The sequence below is a fragment of the Protofrankia sp. Cj3 genome (genome assembly GCF_917627355.1).
In the GTDB taxonomy this organism is placed as follows: domain Bacteria; phylum Actinomycetota; class Actinomycetes; order Frankiales; family Frankiaceae; genus Protofrankia.
In genome coordinates, this window is sequence record NZ_CAKJTR010000067.1 from 3,934 (window position 1) to 25,429 (window position 21,496).

Consider the following 21,496-nt stretch of genomic DNA (forward strand, 5'->3'; position numbering starts at 1 on the left):
GCTGGATCGCCACCGGAGATCGTGCCGAGCGCGTTGCGGCCGGCCTCCAGCGGTTCGGCGAACTTCCACAAGTGGTCGAACAACATCACGGCCAGATTGGTCAGCGCCGGCTCGCGCAGCAGCAGCGCATGGCTGTCGTATGGATCCAGCGTCAGCAAGACGAGAGCGATCTGGCGGTCGACGATGGCAAAATCCGCTGGTGAGGCGTCGATCACACGTAGATCCAGGCCGTGTGCGGCTATGTTACGGATGCGTGCGGCGGTCATGCCGCCCGAACGCGTCCCGCGGGAGTAGATGCCGCGCATGGTGATTCCACGCTCCAGCGCACCTCGGACAGCTTGTGTGCTCGTAGCTGTGAGGGGCGGTTCCCGCCCGGGCTGGGTGTGCAGCATCAGTACTTCCCGTTCCGCCCGGGCCAGCAGTTCCCGCGCCTTGATCTCGACGGCGTCGGCGCCGTCCAAACGCTCCACCGCCTCCCCGTGCCCCCCGATCTGACGCCCCTGTAGGTAGTCGGCGACCAGCGTGTTCACCTGCAGACGCGCGCGGATGAGCTGTTCCTGCCGATGGATGAGCTGATCATGTTGCTGGCGCAGCAGCTGTTCCAGGGGGACCTCGGGATGCACCGCGACGAGGCGGCCCGGATGCTCTCGGGACATCACCAGCAGCGAGAGCTCGATGAGCCTGTCGCGGGCCCGCGTGATAATGCTCGTGGGAAGCCTGAGGGTCAGGCTTACGTCCTCGGTGGTCAGGTCCTCTTGGCGTAGCCACAGCCGGTAGGCCGCGAGAGCGACGTCATCAAGGCCGAGAAGATCAAGCACTTTCCTCTCCCGCGCCGGCTAGTCGACGTGGGCGCTGGCCTCGGACAACAGACCCCGCTGTCGGGTCTCGGTTGCCACCACATCCAGGGCGTGGCGGACCAGCGCGATCAGGGCCTGCCGGACGGATTCCCGCCGACGGGCGTCGCAGAACACGATGGGTCGCCGAGCGTCGATGTCGAGAGCGTTGCGGACGTCGTCGAGGGTGTACGCCTTTGAGCCGTCGAACTGGTTGACCGCTACCAGGAACGGGATATCGCGTTCCTCGAAATAGTCGACCGCCGGGAACGAGTCCGAGAGCCGGCGGGTGTCCACGAGCACGATGGCGCCGATGGCGCCGAGGACCAGCTCATCCCACATGAACCAGAAGCGGTCCTGACCGGGCGTGCCGAACAGGTACAGAATCACGCTGTCGAGCAGGGTGATCCGGCCGAAGTCCATGGCAACCGTGGTCGTGGTCTTGGCACTGACCTGGGACGTGTCGTCGATACCGAGGCTTGCGGAGGTCAGCGCCGCTTCGGTGGTGAGCGGGGGTATTTCGCTGACGGCGCCCACAAAGGTCGTTTTTCCGGCGCCGAATCCACCGGCAATTATTATCTTAACCGGATTGAGTGCGGAGCCGGTGGTATTTGTTCTAGAGGGTCTGAAGTCCATCGAGCACCTTCTCCATCAGCGCTACGTCGGGACGCTCGGTCGGTCGGGTTGGGCGGGTGACGTGTACGAGACCAGCGTCGATCATGTCGCCGACGAGGACGCGTGCCACGCCGACCGGAAGGCTGAGCTGGGCGGAGATCTCCGCGATCGACTGGATGTGCTGACAGAGCAGCACGATGTCCTGCTGCTCGGGATCGAGGTTCCGAAGCATTGCCCGTCCGTGCGCTGTCGTCGACACCAGAGCTACGAGCTCCAGCGCGCGATTGGCCGCCGGCCGCGTTCGGCCGCCGGTGACGGCGTAGGGGCGGACGACCGGACCTGCGTCCTCGTCGTACCACTCCTCGTCCACGGGTCCTCCTGATCAGGGCGTGGGGTCAGGTCCCCGCTGGTCTCCGGCGACGCGACAGAGCGAGAATCGCGTCGCCTTCAACCGGGCGGGCGCTCAGCGCGGTAGTGCCGCCTGCATCTCGGCACGTAGCTCGGGGGTCAGGAACTCGCCGACACGGATGACCAGCAGGGCCATCTCGTATGCGATCAGACCGATATCCGACCCAGGCGTGCTGAGGATGGCCAGACACGACCCGTCGCCGACGGCCGTGACGAACAGGAAGCCCTGTTCCATCTCGACGATTGTCTGGCGGACATTGCCGCCGCGGAAGAACCGCCCGGCCCCCCGGGCCAGGCTGTTGAATCCCGAGGCGACCGCGGCCAGCTGGTCGGCGGTGGTCCGGTCCATACCGTTCGACGTGGCCAGCAGGAGACCATCCGATGACAGCACAATCGCGTAGGTGACCTCCGGTACTTTCCGCGTGAGATTGTTCAACAGCCAGCTCATGTTTTCAGCCGGGCCGATATGGCGCATCACATCACCTTCCTGGCGTCATCGCCGTTCGGGTTAGGTCCTTCTTGCAGGCCGCGGCCGAAGTTGGACTGGAAGGAGGACATCATGTTCCGGATTTCCTCCGGTGATCGTTGCCCGACAAGGAGCGGCGGGGCCGTGGGTTCGTTGGCGGGTGTTCCCCTGAGCTCGGGAGCCAGACTTGCCCGTCGCCTCCGCTTCGGCAGGCCCGCGTCCGTTGTCGGTGGTGTGGCGGGTGGCAGCTCCGATGCGGGTGCTGACGCCGCGACCTGCGGAAAGGATGTTGTCTGGGATGGTGCCGTTGGCAGGGGGAAGTGTGGGCTGGGTGGGCTGGCTGGGCTGGGTGGGAAGGGCGAGGCCGGCGGGACCGGCCGGGATTCGGGCGCATGGGCCCGCTCGGGCAGGCCGTTGTCAGTGAACGCCGCGGTGGTCCAACGTGTTGAGGTATCGGCCGGTTCCTCCCAGCGACTGGTCGGTCCGGTCTGGTGGCCATCATTGCCTGGCGGCTGGCCCCACCGGTTCGATGGGTCAAGCAGCTCGGCCGGGGTATCCGGAGCTTCGGTCCAGGCATCGGACGCGGGCTGTGGGTCCGGCCGCGTCCATGGCCCAGAGTGCTCGCCGTTCTTACCGTTGTCGGAGCTCCCGACTCCGTTCCGCTCGGCGACGAACCAGCTTGAACGGATCGTGGCGAACACGGGCAGATCGTCCATGAGCGGCCGGTCATCGCCGTCGCCGTTGCTGGACGCGGCCGGCGCGCCCACCGGCATCAGTTCGCCGAACTCGCTGGGTTCGGCGGAGCCGCCGAGCGAGTCCGTGAACGAGCCGGCGGAGACCGCTCCGGAGGTCTCTTCGTAGATCGCCGGGTTCTGCTGGCCGGCGGTCGCGTCGATCTCGCGCAGCAGCGCCGCTGGGAGCAGGACGATGGCGAGGGTTCCGCCATACGGTGACGGCCGCAGCCGGACCTGGATGCTGTGCCGCTGGGCGAGCCGGCCGACGACGAACAGGCCGAGTCGTTCACTGGTCTGGAGGTCGAATGGTGGCGGGTTGCCCAGCCGCTCGTTGACCTCGTTGTACTCCTCGTCGGTCATGCCGAGGCCGCGGTCTTCGACCTCGACCACGCAGCCGTTGGAGACCTCGTGGCCGGAGACGTGGACGGGAGTGTGCGGCGGGGAGAAGGAAGTGGCGTTCTCGATCAGTTCGGCGAGCATGTGGATCACGTCACCGACCGCGTGGCCGCCGACGGCGGAACCCGAGATCGGCAGCACCTTGACGCGGGTGTAGTCCTCCACCTCGGCGACGGCTCCGCGGACGACGTCCTTGAGCGGGACCGGCCGGCGCCAGCCGCGGGCTGGTTTCGATCCGGACAGCACGATGAGGTCCTCGGCGTGGCGCCGCATGCGTGTCGCGAGGTGGTCGAGCCGGAACAGCTCCGCCAGCTCGTCCGGGTCGGTCTCCTTGCGTTCCAGCCCGTCGATGACCTTGAGCTGGCGATGGATGAGCGCCTGGCTGCGGCGAGCGAGGTTGAGGAACGTGTCGCCGATGCTCTTGCGCATCGCCGCCTGTTCGACAGCGGTGCGCACAGCCACCTGATGGACGGTGGTGAAGGCATCGGCCACCTGGCCGATCTCGTCCTTGGTCCGGCTCGCGGTGGGGAACGCCTCGTTGTCGATGTTTACCTGTTCCCCTTGGTGGAGCCGTTCCACGACATCTGGCAGGCTCTTGTTCGCGACCTCCAGGGCGGCTCCCCGCAGGCGCCGGAGGTGGCGGATCATCGGGCTCGCCACGAACAGCGAAATGCTGATCGACACGGCGAGAACCAGCGCGACGGTGACACCGCCGAGCCAGGCGCCACGGGTCGCGGTCGAGGCGATCGCGTTGCTCCGGTTCCGCAGGTCGGTCGAGAGCTGGTTTTCCACCTCGACCATCCGGGCGAGCTTGTCGTCAGCCGCGGTGAGCCACGCCTGTGGGTCGATGGTGATGGGCTGGTTCATCTGGGCCGCGAACACCGTGCCGTCACGCATCCGGGTCACGCCGTCCACGGCCGGGCCGACCGTCTTGTCGTAGCTGTCCTGCTGCCGCTGGGAAGCGGTGGTGCGGAACTGCGTGATCCAGGCATCCTCCGCGCCGCCATTCGCCTGGATCAGCTTGACGACCCCGACGTTGCTCTGGTGGAGGAACAGGATCACGGCCACGTAGCCGCGCTGGAGAGCGGCGGCCTCCTTCGCCCGCGTCATGCTGCTCAGGCTCGCGGCCATGTTGATGAGTTCCGAGTTGTCCGACCCAAGACCAACCTGGGCGACGACGGTCAGCAGATCCGTGATTCCTCGGGTGTAGAAGGTGACGTTTTTGTCACGGTCAGTCTGCCCCAGGTCGATCGACTGCCGGTGGGCGGCAAGCTGATCGAGCTGGTTGCGGGTGGCTTCCAGCACGGGTCGCAGATTCTTGCTTGCGCTGCTGGGAAGCTCCGCGACGTCGGTTCGGTACGTCTCCAGGGCCGCGTCGGTCGGGATCCGGGTGGCTCGCACGTCGTCCAAGCCGACCCGAAATCCGCTCCCGACATACGTGCCCGCTGCGTTGCGTTCCTTCTGGAGGGCATCAGCGAGATCGTTGACCTTGATTGAGAAACCCGCGAGGGTCCGGATCCGATCGCTTGCGCTGACACTCTCAAGGTTCGTCCGGACCTGGATGGCGCTGAAAACTGTCAGCGCCATCAGCGGAAGGATGAGAATGGCGACCAGCTTGGAGCGGATTGGCCAGTTCTGGAGCATCCGATCCTCTCGTCCGACGCCGTGTCTTGGCGCCTCGTTGGGGCGAGCGTTCTTGTAGAGCCTTCGTGCCCCGGCCCTGCCACGGCCCGGGGCGAAAACCGTAACCCTTCGGTCTCCCCCCGTGGGCGAGACGACTCTACCCGGGTGATTAGTCCAGGTTCGGAGGGGGTACACCCAACAGGTTCGGCTGCGGGTTGGCTGGGTCAGCCTAAGGCCGACAATGGATCATTGGCACGAACAGCCAATTCTGTGATGAATTGTTGGGTATCTCCTTGCGCCGGCAATGGCGCCACGCGTCCGTTTGCGTGGTTCTGGTTGTCTCGTGAGCAAGGAGTGGCATCCACGGGGATATTCCCAATAGTTCCACATGTAACAGACTCTATCTGGCGGCCGATGGGCGCCTGGCGGGCGGTTGCTGCGTGCCTGGGGAGAGCTTTGCCGGACCGTGGTCGCGGCCGTTGGGGAATTTGGTGCCAGCGGTGCTGTATCGAAAAGGCGTGCATCCGAGCGGGTCGGTGAGCTGCTAAAAGTTTCATGATCGTAATCTGCTCTGCCGTGCCCGCGGGATCACCGGGTGGTCCCGAAGGGATCTGAATTGTGTCCCGTACTTGTCTTCGAGGGATGAGATGACAGGAAGGGAAATGGGTACTGATTGCCGGATTTATGTTGATCGTACGGCGATTGGTAAATATTTAGTTAACATATTGTATTTGTTGGCAGGCTGAACTGTTGGTGGTAGGGAAATGCTGTTTCCAACCGCTCGGATGGTGTTTCCGTTGAGTTGTGAAAAGCGTCCGGGCGGGCTACGCGCGGGGTCGAATGAGTCGAATGATCAGTGGGAGCCGGTGCGGAGGACCGCGTAGGTGCCGGTGGACAGCGCCCTGACCCCATCCGCCGACCGGACCAGGGGATAGACGGCGAAGTGGTAGACCAGTCCGTTGTCGGGCGCGCGCAGGTGCCAGCCGCCTCTGATTTCCAGGCTGGCGTTGGTGACCTTCGCGCTCCGGGCGGCCGGATCGTCCGGCCCGGTGGGCATCGTGTCATGGCGCCACAGCACCCTGGCTTCGGTGATGCCAGGTGGCATCTGGAACGTCAGGACGATCTCGTTGCCGCGGTCGACGGCATGCAGCGCACGGATAGGCCCGGTGGGCAGGTGGTGGGTTGAGCGGCCGACGACCGCTCTGTTGCCGGCGACACTGACCGGGGTGTATACGACCGGCCCGCCGGCAGCGGCCACGGTGAGACGTCCACGCCGGCTTGAGCCGGCCAGGTGCGCGTGCCCGTCCAGCGAGTCCACGGGCAGTTCTTCGTCGACAGCGCCGAACGGGCCTGTCGCGAGGAGCGGATCAGCCGGGGTGGGGCCGCCGTCAGGCGGCTGGTCCGCCGGGCGTTCGGGTAAGCCGGCGGGCACCTCGGTGACGTAGATCCGCACCAGCGCGCCGGGAACGGTCGTCCACCGCAGGGTGGTCACCGCGCCATCGCCGTCCGCCTCGAGGTCGAGGACCGGACGCGGCCTGGCGATCACTTTCACGACCACGTCCACGCCCGCGGTATGGGCCAGGGCGCCGAGCGGATCCGGGTAGGACACCCGTACCCGATAGCGATAGGTGGCCCCGGTCTGCGCGTCATGGTCGACATAGCGGCCGCCGGCGGCGCGGACCCGACGGGTGGCCCCGTGAAACGGCGACGACTCGTCAAAGGTCCGCTCGATCAGTACGTCGTCGTATCCTGCCGCGAGAGTCCAGGACAGGGCGACGCCGTCACCGTCCATGCGGGCGCGCAGCGCCGTGACATCTGGGGCGATCACCAGTGGCTGGGTGCGGGCCGGCGTCGAGCGCTGGCCGCCGGCCGCCGACATCACCTCGTGCCAGACCGTCACGCCGTGGGGAACACCCGCGTCGGACAGCTCGGTGGAGGCGGTCATGCCGAGGCTGCGTTCGGACCGTCCACTCGGTGCGGCCGGGTCCGCCACCACGCGCAGGACGCGGAAGGAGAGCGGGCCGGACGACGTCGGCGCGCTCCACCGCAGGACCACCGCTCCGTTCTCCTGCGTGGCGGTCAGATTGGACGGCGGTGCGAGCGCGCCGGGCGCATCGTCTTGATCATCAGGGGCTGTCTGGGAGCCGCGGGTGGTCGGCGCGATCTCCGGTGCTGTGACCTCGGGCGTCGTGCTCCCAGGGGCGCTGCCGAAGGCGTAGCGCGGGCCGACGTCGTCACGGCTGACGACCCGCGGGCGTCCGCCGGGCTGGCGGCCTGGTGGCGGGGCAGCCGGCGGGCGTGCCGCGGCGATGCCGATCAGGAGCCCGTACATCTGGCGGGACGTCAGGCGGGTGCGCGGATCCTTGTCGAGCAGGCCGGTGAGAACATCGTCCAGCGGGCCCGCCCGGTATGTCTGTGCGGGGGGCTGGAACAGGATCGCCGCCACCATCGCGGCGAAGGTCTCCCGGTAGAACGGCGGCTTCCCCTCCACAGCGAAGTAGAGGGTCGCGCCGAGGCCGAACATGTCCGCCTCAGGCGTTGCCGGGTCACCGTTCAGGCGTTCCGGTGACATGTAGGACGGCGTCCCGAGCACGCCGGTGACGGTGAGAGCTGAGTCGCTGTCCCGGGTCGCGATGCCGAAGTCGGTCAGGACCACCCTGCCGTCGGTTCCGATCAGCACGTTCGAGGGCTTCACATCGCGGTGCAGAATCCCGAACGCGTGCGCGGCGGCCAGCGCGTCGCCGATCGCGATCCCGATACGGGCAACCTCCGCGACGGACAGCGGACCGTGATCGCGGACCAGCTGGAACAGTGACTGGGACGGCACCAGCTCCATGACGATCCATGGCAGACCATCCTCGACGATCACATCGAGGATGGTCACGACATGCGGATGGCCACGCAGCCTCGCGGCGTGTCTGGCCTCCCGGAGAGCTCTTTCCACCCGGTCGGCCCGCTCGAACGGATCAGGAGCGTCGCCGAGGTCGACCTCTTTGAGAGCAGCCTCGGTCAGCAGCACCTCGTCAAAGGCGCGCCACACCGTGCCCATCCCACCGGTGCCGAGCCGTTCGATGAGCCGGTACCGGCCAGCCACGATGCGGCTGGCCTCTGGAGCGGCAGCCACGTCGTCCCCTCCGCGGTGTTTGTTACGCCGAGTTGTCCCAGTGCAGCATGCCACCTGGATTGTGCGTTCGCGCCGGCCGCGTCGTCACGCTTTCGGCGGCGCCGGCCGCACGGTAGCGCCGGGAGAGCGGACCATGTGGCCGGCCGGCCCGCACCGGGCGGCAGGACTGGGCCGCGGCGAGGGTCACAACGACAGGGAGGCAGGCGAGAAGCAGCCAGACAAGCCAGCCGCCCGATGGTGACCAGGCGGGGCGGGGCACGAACCAGAGGGGTCCGTCCATGCCGACCGCGTACCGGTGGCTGTTGGCGCCCCACGCGACGAACTGGCCGGCCGCGGTCATGACGATGATGCCGACCGCCACCGTGGCCGCATGGCCGCAAAGGCGCTCGGGCAGCCGGACGGCGAGCACCTCCGCCGCCAGCAGGGGCAGCATGACCAGCACAGGCAGGATGTACCGGCCCTGCATGCCAAAACCGTTCTGGATGAACACGGCCGCGGCGAGCAGTTCGTAGCTGGCCATGACCACCGCGAGGCTGCCCGCGAGCAGCGCGCGATCGCGCCGCTGGCCGACCGCGAAGGCGGCGAGCAGGAGCCCCGCCACCAGCAGTCCCCACAGCCAGTACACGGCGTCCGGGATGGGGACGGACTGCCAGCCGAAGACCCCGACAGCCTGGCGGGCGGACTCCGGGGCCAGTTCGACGGCGGCCGCGAGACCGCGGCCGAGGCGGTCCCACAGGACAGGGGTCCGTAGCGACAGGCTCTGCGTCCACAGCGCTGTCGCGGCGATTCCCACCGCGGTGACCGTCACTGCCGCGATCGAGGGCCGGTCGGCCGCGCGCAGCCGCAGCAGCGCCGCGCGCCCGCCGGCACGGCCGATCCCGACAGCGATCGCGAAGGCCACCCACAGGGGTGCCAGCGGACGGCTCAGCGCGGTGATGCCCAGAACGGCACCAGCGATCAACCAGGTCCGGGCCGTGGGGTGTTCGGCACGGGACAGGCGCAGCGCCGCCGCGGTGGATGCGATCGCTCCGGTGACCTCGGCGCCACTGGTACCCACCTGCGAGCTGAGAAAGATGACCATCGGGGTGGCGGCGAGGGCGTACCCGGCCAGCAGCAGGGTCTGCCGGGCGCGTTGCCCGGCTGGTGCTTGCCCGGCTGGTGGCTGCCCGCCCAGCAGCAGCCACAGCCCGGCGCCGAGCAGCCCGGCCGAGATGAGGGTGGAACCCAGCCGCGCAAGGAGGTACCCGGAGTGCACCGACCAGGCGGCCCGGGTGAGAACTCCCGCGGGTAGGTACAGCCAGGGTGGATACGCGCCGACGATGCTGTTGACCCGGCCGTCCGGAACAGCTGCCGGCAGGCGCAGGCACGCCGCCGACACGTCCGGGTGCAGGGCGGTGCACGGAGGGTTCGTCGTGTCCCGGAGGTCAGCTGGCAGCAGGAAACTCCGGTAGGCGTTCCGGACCTGGCGCAGCGAGTCATCGCTGAATGCCCGCGTCGCTTGTATCTCCGCGAACGGGACAGCGTCGCCGAGGATCTGTCCGTGTCCCGCGGCCACGGCCTTCGCGTAATGGCTCGGCTCGTCCGGGGCGGTTCCCAGCGGATTGGTCAGCGCCCACAGCAGCATCCAGCAGGTCAGCGCACTGAGAAGGAGCACCGGCGCACGGCTCACCCGGGCGCCGGGCAACCGCGGTCTCCTCATCCGTGCTTACCGCCGCCTGGGAAGGTTCTTGCTGACAACATGTGGAGATCCTCCCGCCGCGACGTCCCGGCAGCCCGTCGCACGGGGCCACAGTAGTCTCCCTGTCGCGTCACCGGTCTGATGCCGGCTGAGGCGGGTTCAGGGATTGACAGGCTGTGGCCGCCAGCTGGTCACCAGGAGCGCGGCGGCGCCCGCGAGGCCGACGCCGGTCGAGATCGCGAAGCCGGCCCAGCCGACTCCACCCAGGCCGATCGCGTGGTCGAGCGAGGCCTTGCCCGGACCGGCGGTAGCGATGGCGACCGCGATCACGGCGATCATCAGAACGTACTCGTAACCCTCACGGAACACGAAGAATCCGTGCGGCCTGTGCGCGACCACTCCCGCGACCGTCATGAGACCGACCGCGGCCGAGGCCGCCAGCGGGGTGAGGAAGCCGGCGGCGAGGCCGATGCCCGCCGCGAACTCGAACAGCACTGACATCCAGGCCTGCACGAGTGGGGGACGCAGGCCCATGGAGCCATACCAGCCGGCCGCGCCGGCTATCCGGCCGCCACCGAACAGGTGGTTCCATCCGTGGGCGACCAGGGTGAGCCCAACGCACAGGCGAATCAGGAGGATGGCTGTATCTACATGGGTCATTTCATGCTCCCGAGGAAGAACTGGTGGATCGGTGCCGGGTACCGCGGCGCTGCGTGCCAGCCGGGCCTCGGGCCTCTCGGACCTCGGACGTAGCAGGGCTGGGGCACGCACCTTGCGTCATCGCTCCCCTTGGTCCACGCCCCTGTTGCCAGGCGTTCTACGTCCAAGATGCTTCGATGATGGCTGAATGAACTATACGATGAGTTGGTGAGCAGACGACCCGCCGACATCGACGCGACTGGCCACGTCCGGGTGCCCAAGACTGCCGAGTTGGTAGCGGCTGCCCTGCGTCGGCAGATTATTCGTGGTGATCTTCGAGAAGGTGACGGCCTCCCCAACGAGGCGTCCCTGATGGCGAGGTTCGATGTCTCGCGACCGACGCTGCGTGAGGCTTTCCGGGTGCTGGAGTCCGAGGGCCTGATCGGTGTGCGGCGGGGCGCTCACGGCGGGGCACGGGTGCATGTTCCCAACGGCGATGTGGCGGCACGTTTTGTGGGGCTGGTCCTCCAGCACGACAACGTGACGGTCGCCGACGTGCTGGAAGCCCGTTCGGTGATTGAGCCACCGGCCGCTCGGCTGCTGGCGGCGCGGCGGCGGCGGCGGGATGTCGAGGCGCTCACGGCGCATCTCGATTGCGATGAAGAACGCCTGACCGGCCCGGAAAGCCTGATTCCAGCGCACACCGACTTCCACGAGACAATGGTGGAGCTGGCCGGCAACCAGACCCTGGCGGTCCTGACGAGAATGTTGCATCACCTGGTCACCGGAGTGGCCATGGCGCACCGGGCCGCGCTGCCCTCCGGTAGCGGGGCGGAGTCCCATGAGGACGATCTTGCCCTGCGTGCGCACCGGCGGCTGGTTGATCTGATCGCGACTGGCGACGCCACCGGGGCGGAGCTTTTCTGGCGGCGTCATCTGGTGGAGACCAATCAGCTTGTCCTGGCGCATTTTGATGAGGCCAGCGTGCTTGACGTGCTCGGCTGAGGCTGCCATCCCGCTCTCCTGCCGGGCCGCTGGCGGGAACCGCGGCGGGCCGGATGGTCGTGACCCGTCGGCCCGGCCGCCCACTATCGGGCCGATGGCGTGGCCGGTGCGCTGGTCTCGCGAAGCAGGGGCGCGAGTCTGGTGCACACGATGTCGACGTGGCGGGCCACGAGGTCCGCCGGCATTCCGCCGAGCGAGGCCCACAGGTACACGGTGTCGACCGGTGCGTCGCCGACGAAGGCCCGGATACCGCTCGCGACCTCCTCGGGCGTGCCGTAGTGGAAGTAGTCGATCGGGCTCTTGGACGCCTCGCGGGCCCGGACGCGGTCGGGGTCGACCGGCCGTGGCGTCGGGGCGCCGGTTCCCTCCACCATGTGCCGGCGGTAGGAGTCGAGCTGGTAGGCGAGGTACCCGCCGATGACCGGCCAGTCGCGTTCCGGGTCGTCACTGACCCAGCCCTGGATGCCGCCAGCCATGCGGGCGGTCTCGGGGGCGTGCCCGGCTTCCGCGAGCCCCTTGCGGTACGGCTCGGCGATCGGGCCGAAGGCCGACAGCAGGTTCTCACCGAGCAGACCGGCCCGCCGGGCGCCCTGGGGGCCCAGGTAACCGAGCCAGATGGGCAGCCGTTCCTGGACGGGGCGCGGGGTCACCCGGCCCTCGGCCCAGATCTGCCGCAGCTCACGGACCCGCCGGTCGGTGGCACCGTAGCGCTTCGCCGGATCGGCGCCGAACAGCTCGAACTCCGGTATCCGGTAGCCCGCGCCCAGGCCGAGGTCAAGGCGGCCACCACTGATGATGTCCACCACCGCGGCCTGTTCGGCGATCTCGACCGCCGCGTGCAGCGGGGCGATCATGATGCCGGTACCGATGCGTACCCGGCTCGTCCGGGCCGCGATGGCCGCCGCGAAGGTCAGCGGTTGCGGAAGGTAGTCGTCATCGAACAGATGGTGTTCGGTCACCCAGATCGAGTCCGCGCCCAGCCGCTCCGCCTCCTGGCACATCTCCAGGGTGAAACCGTACAGGCGGGTTGGGTCCTGGCGGCGTTCCGGCGGGTTGCGGAGGTCGAAGTAGAGGCCGACCTGCATGCTCGTCTCCTTCGTCCGGACGGTGCGGGCGCGTCGTGAAGGTCTGGCCGCCTCGCTAATAAATAAGGTAGACAATACAGATGAGGCATCTTCATGTCCTCGGGTGCGTCCGGGTGCGGCGTGCCGCCTGTCGGCTGGCCGGGGAGGTTCTGTGAAGATCGATACGACGCTTCCGAAGGACATCGATGTCGTTCATCGCAACGCGCGGGAAGCCGAGGCCGCGGGCTATGACGGCCTGTGGCTGGGCGAGACGCGGCACGATCCGTTCCTGCTGTCGCTGCGGGCGTGCGACGCCACCGGCGACCTGACGGTCGGGACCTCTATCGCGATCGCCTTCGCCCGGACACCGATGACGCTGGCGAACGTGGGTTTCGACCTTGCTCGTTACTCCCGGGGGCGGTTCGTCCTCGGGCTGGGCTCCCAGGTCAAGCCGCACATCGAGCGGCGTTTCTCGATGCCGTGGTCACGGCCGGCCGCCCGGATGCGTGAGTTTGTGCTCGCGATGCGCGCCATCTGGGACACCTGGCAGAACGGAACGCCGCTGTCGTTCACGGGCGAGTTCTACACGCACACTCTCATGACGCCGTTCTTCTCCCCGGAGGCGCACGAGTGGGGCGCGCCGCCGGTGTACCTCGCGGCCGTCGGCGAGATGATGACCGAGGTGGCCGCCGAAGTGGCTGACGGCATGTTCTTCCATGCGTTCTCGACGCCGCGGTACCTGCGTGAGGTCACGCTCCCGGCGCTGGAGCGGGGCCGGGCGAAGATCGGCCGGACGCTGTCGGACTTCGTCCTGGCCGGCCCGGCGTTCGCGACGGTGGGCCGCAACGAGGCGGAGCTCGCGACGGCCATCGCCGGCACGAAGAAGCAGATCGCCTTCTACGCCTCCACGCCCGCCTACCGCGGGGTTCTCGACCTGCACGGCTGGGGCGACCTGCAGACCGAGCTGACCCGCATGAGCAAGCAGAACCGCTGGTCGGAGATGGGTGATCTGATCGACGACGAGATCCTGCGGACGTTCTCCGTCGTCGGTTCGCCCACGGAGGTCGGCAAGGGCCTGCGGGAACGGTACGGCGATGTCGCCACTCGCATCACCTGCTATGCGACCTATGAGAGCGACCCGGCCATGTGGCCGGAGGTCCTCGACGCCATCCGCGGCTGAGCGCTCCTGCCGGCGCGGGGGCTGGCCCAACCGTCGGTAGTGGCCGTCAGGTAACCGATCAGGGAGAGAAATGAGCATTCTGGACGGCAAGGTCGCCATCGTGACCGGGTCGGGGCGCGGTCTCGGCCGCGCGCACGCGCTGCTGCTCGCGAGCCAGGGCGCCCGGATCGTCGTCAACGACCCGGGCGTGGCCTGGGACGGTGCCGGCAAGGACGAGGGACGGCCCGCGCAGCAGGTCGTGGACGAGATCGTCGCCGCGGGCGGCGAGGCGGTCGCGAACTTCGACAGCGTCGCGGACTGGAAGGGCGCCGACGGGCTCGTCCAGCAGGCTGTGGACACCTTCGGCGGCCTGGACGTCCTCGTCAACAACGCCGGGTTCGTCCGCGACAAGATGTTCTTCAACCTCGACGAGGACGACTGGGACTCCGTCATCGAGGTGCACCTCAAGGGCCATTTCGCCCCGGCCCGGTTCGCGGCCCGGTACTGGCGGGCCCGCGCGAAGGCCGGCGAGGAGGTCTACGGCCGAATCATCAACACCACCAGTGAGTCGGGCCTCGTCGGCAACTTCGGGCAGGCCAACTACGCGGCCGCGAAGGCCGGGATCAGCGCGCTCACCGTCGTGATGGCCCGCGAGCTGGCCCGGATCGGTGTGACGGCCAACGCGATCGCGCCCCGGGCGCGCACCCGCATGACGACCCAGACCTTCGCAGGCTATGGGCAGGTGGCGGAGGGCAGCTTCGACGACCGGGCGCCCGAGCACGTCAGCCCGCTGGTCGGCTGGCTGGCCAGCCCGGCCGCGGCCGACATCACCGGCCAGATCTTCCACGTCTACGGCTCGGTCGTCTCGGTCTTCCGCGGTTGGGAGATCGCCGCCACCATCGACGCGGGCGAGCGGGCCTGGACAACCGAGGAACTGGTGGCCGAGGGGCCGCGGCTGTTCGTGAACCACGATCCGGGACTGCCCCCGACCCTGCCCGGGGTCGCGGCGAAGGACTGAGCTCTCCCGTCGTCGCACGCCCCGCCCCATCGCCTGACGGGCGGGGCGGGCAGTCACAGCCGATGGTCAACTCGAAGGGGAGCGCGGTGTCGGACGACCTGATCCTTTGCGCAACTGACAGTGACGGTGTCGCGACCGTGACGTTCAACCGTCCGGACCGCAGGAACGGCTGGTCACCCGAGCTGGAGGCGGCCTACTTCAGCCAGCTCGACCTGCTCGACCACGATCCGGACGTCCGTGCGGTCGTGCTCACCGGCGCGGGCACCACCTTCTGCCCCGGGCTGGACACCAGCCGCCTCAACAGCAGCGCAGGCAAGGGACTCGATCTGTCCGGGCGCCCGCCACAGTACCGGCCGCGGACCCTGCGCAAGCCGCTCGTCGCCGCTGTCAACGGGGGATGCGCCGGTATCGGGCTCGTCCAGGCGCTCATGTGTGACGTCCGCTTCGCCGCCCGCGGCGCGAAGTTCTCCACGGCGTTCGCCCGTCGTGGGCTCGCGGCCGAGTACGGCCTGAGCTGGGTCCTGCCCCGCTACGTCGGGCTGGAGAACGCGCTGGACCTGCTGCTGTCGGCCCGGACGTTCGACGCGGACGAAGCCCTCCGGCTCGGGCTGGTCAGCCGGGTGGCCGAACGCGACGACGTGCTCGCGCAGGCCCAGGCCTACGCGGGTGAGCTGGCCCGCAACTGTGCGCCGACGGCGATGGCCGCCATCCGCCATCAGGTCTATGGCGATCTCGAGGTGGGCCTGGACGAGGCACTGCGCAGGTCGTTCCGGGTGATGGAGGTGACCAACGGGGCGGGCGACTTCGCCGAGGGAGTCGGGAGTTTCCTGGAGCGTCGTCCGCCGCGGTTCGCTCCGCTGGCCGACGACTTCGACCCGAGCGCGCTGCTCGGTGCCCCCGTGCCCGGCGGCCACCTGGCGGCTGACGACGTCCTCGGCTGACGCTTCCCCGGACCCACATCATCAGGCCGACGCTGTGGATGGGAGATCGCGGAGATCGCGGAGGTCAGGAGGTCAGGCAACGAGCCGACGTGTATACCCGGCCTCTACCAGCGCCTGGTAGGCCGCGTGTACGTCGGGCGGGATCGGCTGGGGGATAGCGAAGTCGCGGTCGGCGTAGACCCAGATGCGTTGGGTATCGCCCACCAGCATCGACACGACCCGGCCGACGTCTCCGATGGTCGTCACGTAGTCGTCCAGCGTGAGTGGCAGAGATGCGCATTGGACGGTGACCTCCGGCCAGAGCTTGCGGCAGGTGGCGTACGCTCGCCGCTGCTGGTAGGGCCGGGAGATTAGGGTAGCTGATCGAACTGTATGGCCCTGGTTGCGTAGGAGATCGCGGGCCAAGGTGATGTTCTCACCGGTGTTGCGTGCCAGCGGCTCGATCAGGATGGCGGCATCCGGGACGCCGAGGGTCAATGCGTGCTCGCGGTAGTGGACCGCCTCACCTCGAGGGAACACGGTAAGAGTGGTAGGCGCGTTCGCGCCGGTGAAGACGATGTGCGGGTACAGCCCTCGTCGGTAAAGGTCCGCTGCGCAGGTGGCTACGGCAAGATCGTGGCTACCCAGTCCAATGCCCACATCGGTGGGCCGCAGCTCGTGGCGCAGGTTGTGGTAGTCCCATAGGATCCGCACGCAGTCGCGGATAGCGGCAGGGATGGCGGCAGGCCGTCCGCCGCTGGTCATGACGCCGACCGGGCGGAGTCGGGCACCTCGAAGCTGTAAGACCAGGTGAACCGCGACGCGGCATGCACCCCCACGGCGTACTCGACCACGACACCATCCGCTGTGCGGGCCGTGCGATGCAGTTCGACGACCGGCTCGCCGGAAGGCAAGGACAATGTCTCCAGCTCCGCGGGAGTCGGCATCCGTGCTTGGAGCTCCTCGGTCATGTGCGCGATTTCCAGACCCTGCTCATACAGCACACGGAACCCGCCGCCGGGTCCAGCCGGCCCGGCGGTGAGCTCCAGCAGACGGGTGCCCTCGACGTGTTCGGGACGGTAGTAACTCGTCAGTGTGTGCGTGGGCGTGCCCTGTTCGCGGACCAGCCTGGCCCGCTCGTACACGTCGGCTTCGTCTGGTAGACCGAGTGCGGCCGAAACCCTGGCCGGAGCGGGGATCCGCCGTACCGTCTGCGTCTGATCGTTACGTTCCCATGTACGGCCGGACGCGATCCTGTCCGCAATGAACGCCACTTGGTCGCAGTCGCGCCATTTGGCCTTGTCATACCGATCGACACCGAGCCGCCGCAATGGCGGCCGAGGCCGTACATAGACGCCCGCGCCCGTTCGCCCGACCACAAGTCCTTCCTCCTTCAGTTTGGTCACCGCGAGACGAGCGGTCTCAGCCGCGACCTCGTAGCGCCGAGCCAGCTCAGCAGTGGAGGGGAGCGCGGCTCCTGGCTCGAGCCGTCCGGACTCGATATCGGCCCGCAGGTCGGCTCGGATGCGCTCCGAGGCGCCTCGTCTGCTGGTCACAACGCCGAGTCTAAGCATCTTCCTAGGAAGGTATTGACCTACCTAGGAAGGTAGGGAAGGCTGGGGATCGCACCAATCTTCCTAGGAAGGTTGCCTGTGGCCGGAGCTCTCACATCCTGCCGGAGACCTTGATCCCAACCCCCTGCGCCGAGGAGGCCGAGACCCGTGTCTGATTCTGCTTCTGCCCGCTCGCCTGATGGATACGTCGACTGGCGGCATGGTGCCGTCTGCCGCGGCGATGATCCCGAGCTGTTCTTCCCGGTCGGTAGGACGGGGCCCGCTGTGGAGCGTCAGATCGCGATGGCCAAGGCGGTATGCGGCCGCTGCCCAGTGACTCGGGGCTGCCTGGACCAGGCAGTGAATACCGGAGAGGACACTGGCGTCTGGGGTGGTCTGGACCCGGACCAGCGACGGAGCCTGGTTCACAGCGAAGCCCGGCTCCCGCTCCAGGCGCTCATGCCATGAGCGCCCTCACCCCGCGGTCGTCCGCGACGGCCGAGCAGATGACACGGGCGTTGACGGTCGTCCGGGACCAGGCCGCAGTGTTATGGCAGGCGGCGTGGGAGTACGGCCGGGCGGTGGAGGCGGAGACGGACGCCCTGCTCGCCTATGCGCAGACTGTGGCCGCTGACGCCGATGAGGTGAATGTCCGCGCCGATCGCGAGGTACTCGTGCGCACGCTGGGCCGGCGGGACGCGGCCGGCCGGCGGCTGGGCCTGTCCGGTCAGCCGCCCGCGCTGGTTCGTGCGGTACGAGAACTGCTCACCGCGGCCCGGACGGGAGCCGCAGCGCGCGGCGCAGGGCCCGGGCCGCCGGCTGGAAAAGATCGGTTCCGACCGGTCAGCGTGGTTCTTTGGGCAGGCCCAGGACCTGCTCGCCCAGGATGTTGTGCTGGATCTCGACAGCGCCTCCGTAGATCGTCTCCGCTCGGGAGTTCAGGAAGCTCGCCTGGAACAGGCTCAGTTTGTAGTGGTCCCCGACCAGCATCGAGTCGGCGCCGGTCGCGTCCATCAGCAGCTCACCGAAGTCCCGGTGCCAGGTGGACCAGAACAGCTTCGAGATCGAGGACTCCGGCCCGGGGTGCGCGTTCGCGACTGCCCGGCTGATCGTGCGGATGTTCATCGCCTGCATGACCCGCAGGCCGACGTAGGCGGACGCGATCCGGTCGCGCAGCACTGGGTCGGCCGGGCGGGACTTCACGAGGTCGATCAGTGCCCGCATCTCGCGCTCGAACCCGGCCTGGAAGGGCAGCACGGTGGTGCCCCCGCGCTCGTTGCCGAGGGTGCCCATGACCACGCGCCAGCCACCGTTGACCTCGCCGACGACCAGGTCCTTGCTGGTGCGGGCGTCACTGAGGAAGACCTCGGCGAACTCCGTCCCGCCGGCCATGTTCCGGATCGGCCGGACCTCGACACCGGGCTGGTGGCGGGGCACGAGAAGCATCGAGATCCCCCGGTGCTTGGGGGCGTCCGGGTCGGTGCGGCACAGGACGTAGAGCCAGTCGGCGTACCCGCCGAACGTCGTCCATATCTTCTGGCCGTTGATCACCCATTCGTCGCCGTCGAGTTCGGCGCGGGTGCGCAGGCCGGCCAGGTCGCTGCCGGCGTCGGGCTCGCTGAAGCCCTGCCCCCAGAACTCCTCGACCTGTGTGATCTTCGGGAGGAAGCGGGCCTTCTGCTCGGGGGTGCCGAACGCGAGCAGGGTCGGCCCGAACAGGTCACGGCCGTGGACTCCCACCCAGTACGGTGCCTGTGCCCGGGCGTGCTCGACCTGGAAGATGATCTCCTGGGCCAGCGTCCCCCCGCGGCCGCCGTACTCGACCGGCCAGGCGATGTTCAGCCACTTGTCCTTCGCGAGGAGCTTCTCCCACTCCCGGCGGAGCTCCCAGGCGGTATCGTCCGCTGGGCCGCCGACGCCCAGGATGCTCCGGAAGTCACCGGTGAGATGATCGGCCAGCCATGACCGCGCCTCCTCCTGGAACTGCCTGTCCTGCGCGGTGACGGCAACGTCCATCGGCTACCTCGCCCACTCGCGCCCAGGCGGGCGCCTCTGGCTGATTCAGGATACAAAATCGTATAAAAAGTTAGCTGATAGGTAGGGCTATAGCAAGTCCCGCGGGGCGTGCCGGGCGTGCGGTTGGTCGTGCGCTGGCTGTCGGCGGGTCCACCCACATCATCCGACGGGCTATGGTTAGCTGATTTATCTGATGGGAGAGGTGCTGTCGTGGACTTTGACCTCACGGACGAGCAGCGGATGCTGGCGCGGACCGCACGGGACTTCGTCTCGCGCACCTGCCCGCCGCGGCTGGCCAAGGAATGGGACGAACAGGGCATCCTGCCGAAGGAGCTTTTTCGCGGCATGGCCGACCTCGGGTGGTTCGGCCTCCCGCTGCCCGAGGACAGCGGCGGGGGCGGCGGGACCGCGCTCGAGCTCGTCCTGCTCGCCGAGGAGCTCGGGCGTGCCAGCCTCGACATCGCCATGTGCTATTCGGGGACCTTCATCCCGGGGCTCACCCTGTTGAAGTGGGGCACGCAGGCCCAGCGCGACCGGTACCTGCCCGGCATGCTCGACGGCACCGAGCGCTTCGCCATCGCCATGAGCGAGCCGGACGCCGGCTCCGACGTCGCGGCGCTGCGCACCACCGCGGCCGACCACGGCGACCATTTCGTCCTCAACGGCCAGAAGGCGTGGTGTACGGGGGCGGGCCTGCCCGGCACGACCATCGCGATGTACGTGCGCACCGACCCGTCCGCGCCGAAGCACGAGGGGCTGTCCCTGGTGCTGGTCGATCCCGCGACCGCTGGCGTGGAGATCCGCCGGACGCCGACGCTGGCCCGGCACATCCTCGGCACCAACGAGGTCTTCCTGCACGACGTGGTCGTTCCCCGGGAGAACCTGGTCGGCCCGCTGCACGGCGGCTGGAAGGTCATGCTCTCCGGCCTCGACCTCGAGCGCGTGCTCATGAGCGGCGCATACGTCGGCGTCGCCCAGGCCACGCTCGACGAGGCACTGGAGTACGCCAAGCAGCGCCAGCAGTTCGACCGTCCGATCGGCAACTTCCAGTCGCTGTCACACGCGATGGCCGATCTCCAGGTCGAGATCGACTCCGCCCGGCTGTTGTCCTACCGGGCCGCCTGGCTGCACGCGCAGGGCCGGCCGTGTTCCCGCGAGGGCTCGATGGCCAAGCTCAAGGGGTCCGAAACCTATGTCTCGGCGGCCCGGTGGGGTATGCAGATCCTCGGCGGCCATGGCTTCGCCACCGAGAGCGTGATGAGCTTCCGCTGGCGCGAGTCCATCGTCGCGCCGATCTCGGGCGGCACCAGCCAGATCCAGCGCAACGCGATCGCGCGCAGCATGGGCCTGCGCAGCTACTGACAGCCAGTCTGACCGCAGTCTGACCGCGGTTGTCCCGGAACTTCCCCGGGGTTCTCCAGGAGAGGCAGCCACTGAATATGGCGGACTACGACTTCGGGGGCGTCCTCCTCGTCGAGTCGGACGGCCCGGTGCGCATTGTCACGCTGAACCGGCCGGACGCGTTGAACGCGTTCGCGGACGGCCTGCATGAAGCTGTCGCCGAGGTCTGGGCGCGCATCGCCGGCGACCGGGATGCCCGCGCGGTGGTGCTCACCGGGGCGGGGCGTGCGTTCAGCGCGGGTGGCGACATCCCGGGTATGGCCAGGCAGATTGCTGACGTGGAGGTCCGCCGCCACTCGATGCGCGAGGCGCGGCGGCTCGCCGATGAGATCGTCCGCTTCCACCTCCCGGTGGTGACGGCGGTCAATGGCCCGGCGGTGGGCCTCGGGGCGACCATCGCCGTCATGAGCGATATCGTCCTGATCGCCGACACCGCCTTCCTGGCTGATCCGCACGTGCAGGTGGGCCTGGTCGCGGGCGACGGCGGCGCGGCGTTCTGGCCGCTGGCCACGAGCATCCTGCGGGCCAAGGAGTACCTGCTCACCGGTGATCGCATCCCCGCGGACCAGGCTGTCGCCCTCGGCCTGGCCAACCGGGTGGTCCCGGCCGGGGAGCTGCTGGCCGAGGCGCGCCGGGTCGCGCACAAGCTCGCCGGGCTGCCTCCGCAGGCGGTCCAGGACACCAAACGGGCGATCAACCTGCACCTGGCGCAGGCAGCCCGGCTGGTGCTGGACTTCTCCCTGGCCGCGGAGGGCGAGTCGTTCACCACCGAGGAGCTGCGCCGCAACGTCGAGAGCTTCCAGACCAGGTCATGAGCGTGTCTCCCAGCGGAACGGGTGCCGAC

The 21,496-nt window shown here is 68.5% G+C and carries 19 protein-coding genes; 7 read left to right on the forward strand and 12 right to left on the reverse strand.

Features of this window, described 5'->3' with window-relative positions; genetic code table 11:
- The 8 genes from MJ783_RS11360 to MJ783_RS11395 all read right to left on the reverse strand — a co-directional run.
- The coding region (locus tag MJ783_RS11360) for a TrmB family transcriptional regulator (RefSeq protein WP_239310370.1) at nucleotides 1–818 on the reverse strand (818 nt) is incomplete at its 3' end.
- A gap of 18 nt (nucleotides 819–836) precedes the next feature.
- The gene (locus MJ783_RS11365; RefSeq protein ID WP_239310371.1) at nucleotides 837–1,469 is read right to left on the reverse strand and encodes an ATP/GTP-binding protein; all 633 of its coding nucleotides are present in this window, start codon (nucleotides 1,467–1,469) and stop codon (nucleotides 837–839) included.
- The gene (locus MJ783_RS11370) at nucleotides 1,450–1,818 is read right to left on the reverse strand and encodes a DUF742 domain-containing protein (protein WP_239310372.1); all 369 of its coding nucleotides are present in this window, start codon (nucleotides 1,816–1,818) and stop codon (nucleotides 1,450–1,452) included. The genes MJ783_RS11365 and MJ783_RS11370 overlap by 20 nt, the downstream gene beginning before the upstream one ends.
- A 93-nt stretch (nucleotides 1,819–1,911) precedes the next feature.
- Nucleotides 1,912–2,331, reverse strand: coding sequence for a roadblock/LC7 domain-containing protein (locus MJ783_RS11375; RefSeq protein WP_239310387.1), 420 nt, complete (start codon nucleotides 2,329–2,331; stop codon nucleotides 1,912–1,914).
- Nucleotides 2,331–5,096 carry a sensor histidine kinase gene (locus tag MJ783_RS11380; protein ID WP_239310373.1) on the reverse strand — a complete coding sequence of 922 codons (2,766 nt, stop codon included), beginning with the start codon at nucleotides 5,094–5,096 and terminating at the stop codon, nucleotides 2,331–2,333. Before MJ783_RS11380 ends, MJ783_RS11375 begins: the two co-directional genes overlap by 1 nt.
- 832 nt (nucleotides 5,097–5,928) lie before the next feature.
- The gene (locus tag MJ783_RS11385) at nucleotides 5,929–8,199 is read right to left on the reverse strand and encodes a protein kinase (RefSeq protein WP_370651599.1); all 2,271 of its coding nucleotides are present in this window, start codon (nucleotides 8,197–8,199) and stop codon (nucleotides 5,929–5,931) included.
- 22 nt (nucleotides 8,200–8,221) lie between these two features.
- Complete coding sequence (locus tag MJ783_RS11390) at nucleotides 8,222–9,883, reverse strand: DUF2142 domain-containing protein (RefSeq protein ID WP_239310374.1); 1,662 nt, start codon at nucleotides 9,881–9,883, stop codon at nucleotides 8,222–8,224.
- Between the two features lie 153 nt (nucleotides 9,884–10,036).
- Nucleotides 10,037–10,537 (reverse strand): DoxX family protein, encoded by a 501-nt coding sequence (locus MJ783_RS11395; protein ID WP_239310375.1) that lies wholly within the window; start codon nucleotides 10,535–10,537, stop codon nucleotides 10,037–10,039.
- A 207-nt stretch (nucleotides 10,538–10,744) separates the two neighbouring features.
- Between MJ783_RS11395 and MJ783_RS11400 the strand changes: the two genes are divergently transcribed.
- Entirely contained in the window at nucleotides 10,745–11,521 is a 777-nt protein-coding gene (locus MJ783_RS11400) for a FadR/GntR family transcriptional regulator (RefSeq protein ID WP_239310376.1), read from the forward strand.
- Nucleotides 11,522–11,604: 83 nt separating this feature from the next.
- On the opposite strand, the gene MJ783_RS11405 is transcribed toward MJ783_RS11400, so the two are convergent.
- The gene (locus MJ783_RS11405) at nucleotides 11,605–12,606 is read right to left on the reverse strand and encodes an LLM class flavin-dependent oxidoreductase (protein WP_239310377.1); all 1,002 of its coding nucleotides are present in this window, start codon (nucleotides 12,604–12,606) and stop codon (nucleotides 11,605–11,607) included.
- Between the two features lie 151 nt (nucleotides 12,607–12,757).
- Between MJ783_RS11405 and MJ783_RS11410 the strand changes: the two genes are divergently transcribed.
- The 3 genes from MJ783_RS11410 (at nucleotide 12,758) to MJ783_RS11420 (ending at nucleotide 15,703) form a co-directional block, all read left to right on the forward strand.
- The gene (locus MJ783_RS11410; RefSeq protein WP_239310378.1) at nucleotides 12,758–13,765 is read left to right on the forward strand and encodes an LLM class F420-dependent oxidoreductase; all 1,008 of its coding nucleotides are present in this window, start codon (nucleotides 12,758–12,760) and stop codon (nucleotides 13,763–13,765) included.
- A gap of 70 nt (nucleotides 13,766–13,835) precedes the next feature.
- On the forward strand, nucleotides 13,836–14,762 hold the full coding sequence (locus MJ783_RS11415) for an SDR family oxidoreductase (RefSeq protein ID WP_239310379.1): 927 nt from the start codon (nucleotides 13,836–13,838) through the stop codon (nucleotides 14,760–14,762).
- Nucleotides 14,763–14,824: 62 nt separating this feature from the next.
- Nucleotides 14,825–15,703: an enoyl-CoA hydratase-related protein gene (locus MJ783_RS11420; RefSeq protein WP_370651600.1), complete on the forward strand. Its 879-nt coding sequence runs from the start codon at nucleotides 14,825–14,827 to the stop codon at nucleotides 15,701–15,703.
- A 72-nt stretch (nucleotides 15,704–15,775) separates the two neighbouring features.
- Here the strand turns inward: MJ783_RS11420 and MJ783_RS11425 are convergent, their stop codons facing one another.
- Both MJ783_RS11425 and MJ783_RS11430 read right to left on the reverse strand, forming a co-directional pair.
- Nucleotides 15,776–16,447, reverse strand: coding sequence for a YdcF family protein (locus MJ783_RS11425; protein WP_239310381.1), 672 nt, complete (start codon nucleotides 16,445–16,447; stop codon nucleotides 15,776–15,778).
- Entirely contained in the window at nucleotides 16,444–17,238 is a 795-nt protein-coding gene (locus MJ783_RS11430) for a GntR family transcriptional regulator (RefSeq protein WP_239310382.1), read from the reverse strand. The genes MJ783_RS11425 and MJ783_RS11430 overlap by 4 nt, the downstream gene beginning before the upstream one ends.
- A gap of 165 nt (nucleotides 17,239–17,403) precedes the next feature.
- Here MJ783_RS11430 and MJ783_RS11435 point away from each other — a divergent pair, with 165 nt between their 5' ends.
- Complete coding sequence (locus tag MJ783_RS11435; RefSeq protein ID WP_239310383.1) at nucleotides 17,404–17,703, forward strand: WhiB family transcriptional regulator; 300 nt, start codon at nucleotides 17,404–17,406, stop codon at nucleotides 17,701–17,703.
- Between the two features lie 375 nt (nucleotides 17,704–18,078).
- On the opposite strand, the gene MJ783_RS11440 is transcribed toward MJ783_RS11435, so the two are convergent.
- On the reverse strand, nucleotides 18,079–19,251 hold the full coding sequence (locus tag MJ783_RS11440) for an acyl-CoA dehydrogenase family protein (protein WP_239310384.1): 1,173 nt from the start codon (nucleotides 19,249–19,251) through the stop codon (nucleotides 18,079–18,081).
- A gap of 210 nt (nucleotides 19,252–19,461) precedes the next feature.
- On the opposite strand from MJ783_RS11440, the gene MJ783_RS11445 reads away from it, so the two are divergent.
- Nucleotides 19,462–20,613 carry an acyl-CoA dehydrogenase family protein gene (locus tag MJ783_RS11445; protein ID WP_239345122.1) on the forward strand — a complete coding sequence of 384 codons (1,152 nt, stop codon included), beginning with the start codon at nucleotides 19,462–19,464 and terminating at the stop codon, nucleotides 20,611–20,613.
- Nucleotides 20,614–20,690: 77 nt separating this feature from the next.
- Complete coding sequence (locus MJ783_RS11450) at nucleotides 20,691–21,467, forward strand: enoyl-CoA hydratase/isomerase family protein (protein ID WP_239310386.1); 777 nt, start codon at nucleotides 20,691–20,693, stop codon at nucleotides 21,465–21,467.
- Nucleotides 21,468–21,496: the final 29 nt, after the last annotated feature.

What these genes read in the sequence shown, in the direction of transcription:
- MJ783_RS11415 (WP_239310379.1), top strand. Translation starts at nt 13,836, where the DNA reads ATGAGCATTCTGGACGGCAAGGTCGCCATCGTGACCGGGTCGGGGCGC.
- MJ783_RS11425 (WP_239310381.1), bottom strand. Translation starts at nt 16,447, where the DNA reads ATGACCAGCGGCGGACGGCCTGCCGCCATCCCTGCCGCTATCCGCGAC.
- MJ783_RS11380 (WP_239310373.1), bottom strand. Translation starts at nt 5,096, where the DNA reads ATGCTCCAGAACTGGCCAATCCGCTCCAAGCTGGTCGCCATTCTCATC.
- MJ783_RS11375 (WP_239310387.1), bottom strand. Translation starts at nt 2,331, where the DNA reads ATGCGCCATATCGGCCCGGCTGAAAACATGAGCTGGCTGTTGAACAAT.
- MJ783_RS11365 (WP_239310371.1), bottom strand. Translation starts at nt 1,469, where the DNA reads ATGGACTTCAGACCCTCTAGAACAAATACCACCGGCTCCGCACTCAAT.
- MJ783_RS11395 (WP_239310375.1), bottom strand. Translation starts at nt 10,537, where the DNA reads ATGACCCATGTAGATACAGCCATCCTCCTGATTCGCCTGTGCGTTGGG.
- MJ783_RS11405 (WP_239310377.1), bottom strand. Translation starts at nt 12,606, where the DNA reads ATGCAGGTCGGCCTCTACTTCGACCTCCGCAACCCGCCGGAACGCCGC.
- MJ783_RS11440 (WP_239310384.1), bottom strand. Translation starts at nt 19,251, where the DNA reads ATGGACGTTGCCGTCACCGCGCAGGACAGGCAGTTCCAGGAGGAGGCG.
- MJ783_RS11450 (WP_239310386.1), top strand. Translation starts at nt 20,691, where the DNA reads ATGGCGGACTACGACTTCGGGGGCGTCCTCCTCGTCGAGTCGGACGGC.
- MJ783_RS11420 (WP_370651600.1), top strand. Translation starts at nt 14,825, where the DNA reads ATGGTCAACTCGAAGGGGAGCGCGGTGTCGGACGACCTGATCCTTTGC.